Here is a 3217-nt window from a genome sequence, read left to right as displayed (position 1 = left end):
ACCTTTACCTTGCCGTTTGAATTAAGAGCCATAGCGAAATCGCAACCCGAGCCGTTCTATCACGCCATGTTTACCGTGGCAGCAGGCGTACTCAAAGATTTTGCAGCACGCTCCCCTAAGCTCAGTGGTGACATCGGCTTCACCGGCGTACTGCATACTCACAGTCGGCGCAGAGACTACCATCCACATCTGCACTTCATTATCCCAGCAGGGAGCTACCACTCAGGCAAGCGGCAATGGCGCAAGTGTCAAACCCATTACTTATTTAACGCCTTTAATCTTGCCAAGGTGTGGCGAGCACGTTTACTGGCTTATCTGAGTGACACGCTTCAGCTTAAACTGCCACATCAATCCCAGTCGAAATGGGTGGTCGATTGTCAGTTCGTCGGTAAAGGTGCGCCTGCACTGCAATATCTGTCGCGCTACCTTTATCGGGGCGTTTTACCCGACAGCAGTATTTGTCGTCATGTCGATAATCAGGTGAGCTTTACCTATCAAGACAGTCAGACTCGCTGCCAACAAGTACGCAGCTTGCCCGCGGTCGAATTTCTGTGGTTGATATTACAACATGTGTTACCCAAAGGATTACGGCGAGTACGAGACTATGGCTTACTGCGAGGCAATGCCAAAAAGCTACGGCAACAAATCCAACTGATGTTGGCTGTCGCAGGTGCAGTGTTCCCCATGTTACCTGAGGTCAAACGTACCTTAGCCGTGCGCTATTGCCCTTGCTGCCATCAAGCTATGCATTTTATGGGTGTTCATATGCGTCATCGACCGACAGGCGCTAATATCACCGCTTAAGGCGAGAAGTATAAGGATAACGGGTTAACCAAACAGAATGAGGACTCGATAACAGCTTGATGAACAAGTGATAAAAATATTAGCTCGTTCGCTAAGGGCGGGTCATGTCTGCAAAAAGTTTCTTTCAAAATAAGACCTTCGCCAGTACAAATTCTCAATCCGCTATTTGCATAATAAAGTGTCAACAATCAACATCGGGCTTGTTCAACACTTGGGATAAGGTCGCGGCTACGCGCGGCCTATCCTTATTTGTTATATTCCGTTCTAACCACTACACCTTTGATTATTTTTAGCCTGATTACATATTACATTGAGAATATTTTCACCGGCTTCTTTATATCCATTACTAGATAAATAGCCAGATATTTCAAACAGTGAATCTATGCCTTCTGAAGATTGATTAATTGTGAAAGCTATGTGCTTATTAAGTTCTTCAGTCGCATTCCCAGAAATAGCATAATGAGCTACTAACTTTTGCAAGGTTTCGATTGGAACAGAAACCTTAAACCCAAACTTTTTAGATAAATCTGTATAGTGTTTTTTTAAACCGTTTAACCCTGAAGTTTTTACTTCGTAGGTTGGTTCCCAGCCCGCAAATGTTGATTGTAAAGCATATTGCATAGAAGAATGTTTAGTGGTTCTATGAGATTGCTCTGGAAATTTTTTGAATTCAAAAGAGCTTTTAGATAAGTTACTTAACTTCTGAGTTAATTCAGTAAAAGGGTTTTGCATATGCTCACCTTCATTTGCGATGGTGATCGTAAGAGGAGCTTTCTTTTTTAAAGCCTCAATTTTTGATTTGGATACCATATCTAAGATGTAATTATCGTCAAGAGAAGGACTGAAAGCGAAGTATTTAGAAAAACCAGGATTATTACTTAACCAACAATCTAAGACGAAACGGCCTGAATTAGAATGCCCAGATAGAATTGTATAAGGCGCAACTCGGTAATTATCATTAACAAAAGATACGACTTCTGTCGCAAGAAACTCAGCAAAGGGCGTTGTTTTTCCATTTTCAGGGCTAAGTTCTTTTCCTCTACTTTCGATACCTACAACTATAAAGTTTGGAATTTGATCTTCTAATAGATCAATAGTCGATAGGGTTGAAAGCATATCCCATTGACCGTGTAGTACGTATAATACTGGATACGAATTATCTTCATCGTGATATTTCTTTGGGAGTTTTATAAATAAGTTTCTCTCTTCCCCAAGTGTACCGGACTTTAACTTAATTTCCTCAGCTAACATTAAATCTGATGCAAATGAAAACTGTGAACAAAGTAAAACAAAACTAAAAATAAATACTCTCATTTATAACTCTCCATGCTGATGAAACTCTAGGAATATAACGCCGCAATCAACTGCGTAGCAAGCTGGCGCTGGTTTTGCCGGGTTTATGGCAAAACGAGTGACAGGTTGCGGAGTCAGATTGCATTGCCTTGTTATATGCGTATTTAATTGTCACTCTACAACCTGCCAATCATCTGCAAGTAACTCTGATACAGTAAATATATAAGGAACAGAGTCTACTCCATTCGAAAACGCAATACGTTTTAGACTGAATTTTTCGGCAATGAAATGCGTTGCAATTTGTGGGATCAGTAAAAATACAGTTTCAGATTTTTGAATAAACTCAAAATCTACTTCAGGCCTGAAGTTTGCGTCATGTACCACTTTGTGACGAATGGAAAAAGTTTTTAAAATAACGTCATACCAATCATCTATAAGCTTGTCCATAACCAAACCGCCTGCTACTTTTCCATTAATACCGCAAGGCCCTATATCAGTCGAACATATATATTTTAAAAAGCTAGTGCCCCATACCTTATCGTAGGCATCTTCGAGATCATTTATATTTTGAAAATTAAAACTTTTACTCAAAAGCTCTGGCAAATCAATTTTGTCATCTTCAAATGTATCTATCGCAGGCTTCATACTTTCCATTAAACGACTAGTAAGGCTTTCATCCTTGCTATGTACATAGACAAAAACATCTCGAAAAAATGTCTCCCAGCAACTGACTAGAAATACATAATATTGGCGATATGCTATTTCCAATAATTTCCTTTTTTCACTGTCACTTGTGATGAACGAATGCATTAAGCTGCAGCTTTCATAGAAATTGAGCTGATGTGAAAAAAAGAAATCATCAATAGACTTCCTACTGTCCCGAAGAGCAATTAATTCATCAACAACTTTATCAGTCTTCTTTCTTACTCTTCTCAAACTAATTCCTTAAAAACTCCGAGCATATAACGCCCGGCTAAGCCGACGGAACGGAGTTGATTGTTTTGTGCGAGCGTAGCGAAAAAGCACAAAACGAGCAACGCAGTGGAGGTCGGTTTGAGCCGTTTGTGTACGCCCAGCATGGGCATGAACTAATGAGGTGAAAGTCCTCTGTAGGAAGGTC

Annotated in this window: 3 protein-coding genes; 1 reads left to right on the top strand and 2 read right to left on the bottom strand. The window is 40.3% G+C overall.

Annotated features, from left to right (window positions below; translation table 11 throughout):
* A partial coding sequence (locus Q4Q54_RS21580) for a transposase (protein ID WP_311989524.1) occupies nt 1-804 on the top strand: 804 nt, incomplete at its 5' end.
* A gap of 264 nt (nt 805-1068) precedes the next feature.
* Here Q4Q54_RS21580 and Q4Q54_RS21575 read toward each other — a convergent pair.
* Entirely contained in the window at nt 1069-2118 is a 1050-nt protein-coding gene (locus Q4Q54_RS21575; RefSeq protein WP_311889962.1) for an alpha/beta hydrolase-fold protein, read from the bottom strand.
* 150 nt (nt 2119-2268) lie between these two features.
* On the bottom strand, nt 2269-3033 hold the full coding sequence (locus tag Q4Q54_RS21570) for a HEPN domain-containing protein (RefSeq protein WP_311989523.1): 765 nt from the start codon (nt 3031-3033) through the stop codon (nt 2269-2271).
* Nucleotides 3034-3217: the final 184 nt, after the last annotated feature.

The organism is Shewanella sp. SP2S2-4 (assembly GCF_031932025.1).
In the GTDB taxonomy this organism is placed as follows: domain Bacteria; phylum Pseudomonadota; class Gammaproteobacteria; order Enterobacterales; family Shewanellaceae; genus Shewanella; species Shewanella baltica.
This window is presented reverse-complemented; position numbering and strand designations above follow the sequence as displayed.

What these genes read in the sequence shown, in the direction of transcription:
- Q4Q54_RS21575 (WP_311889962.1), bottom strand. Translation starts at nt 2,118, where the DNA reads ATGAGAGTATTTATTTTTAGTTTTGTTTTACTTTGTTCACAGTTTTCA.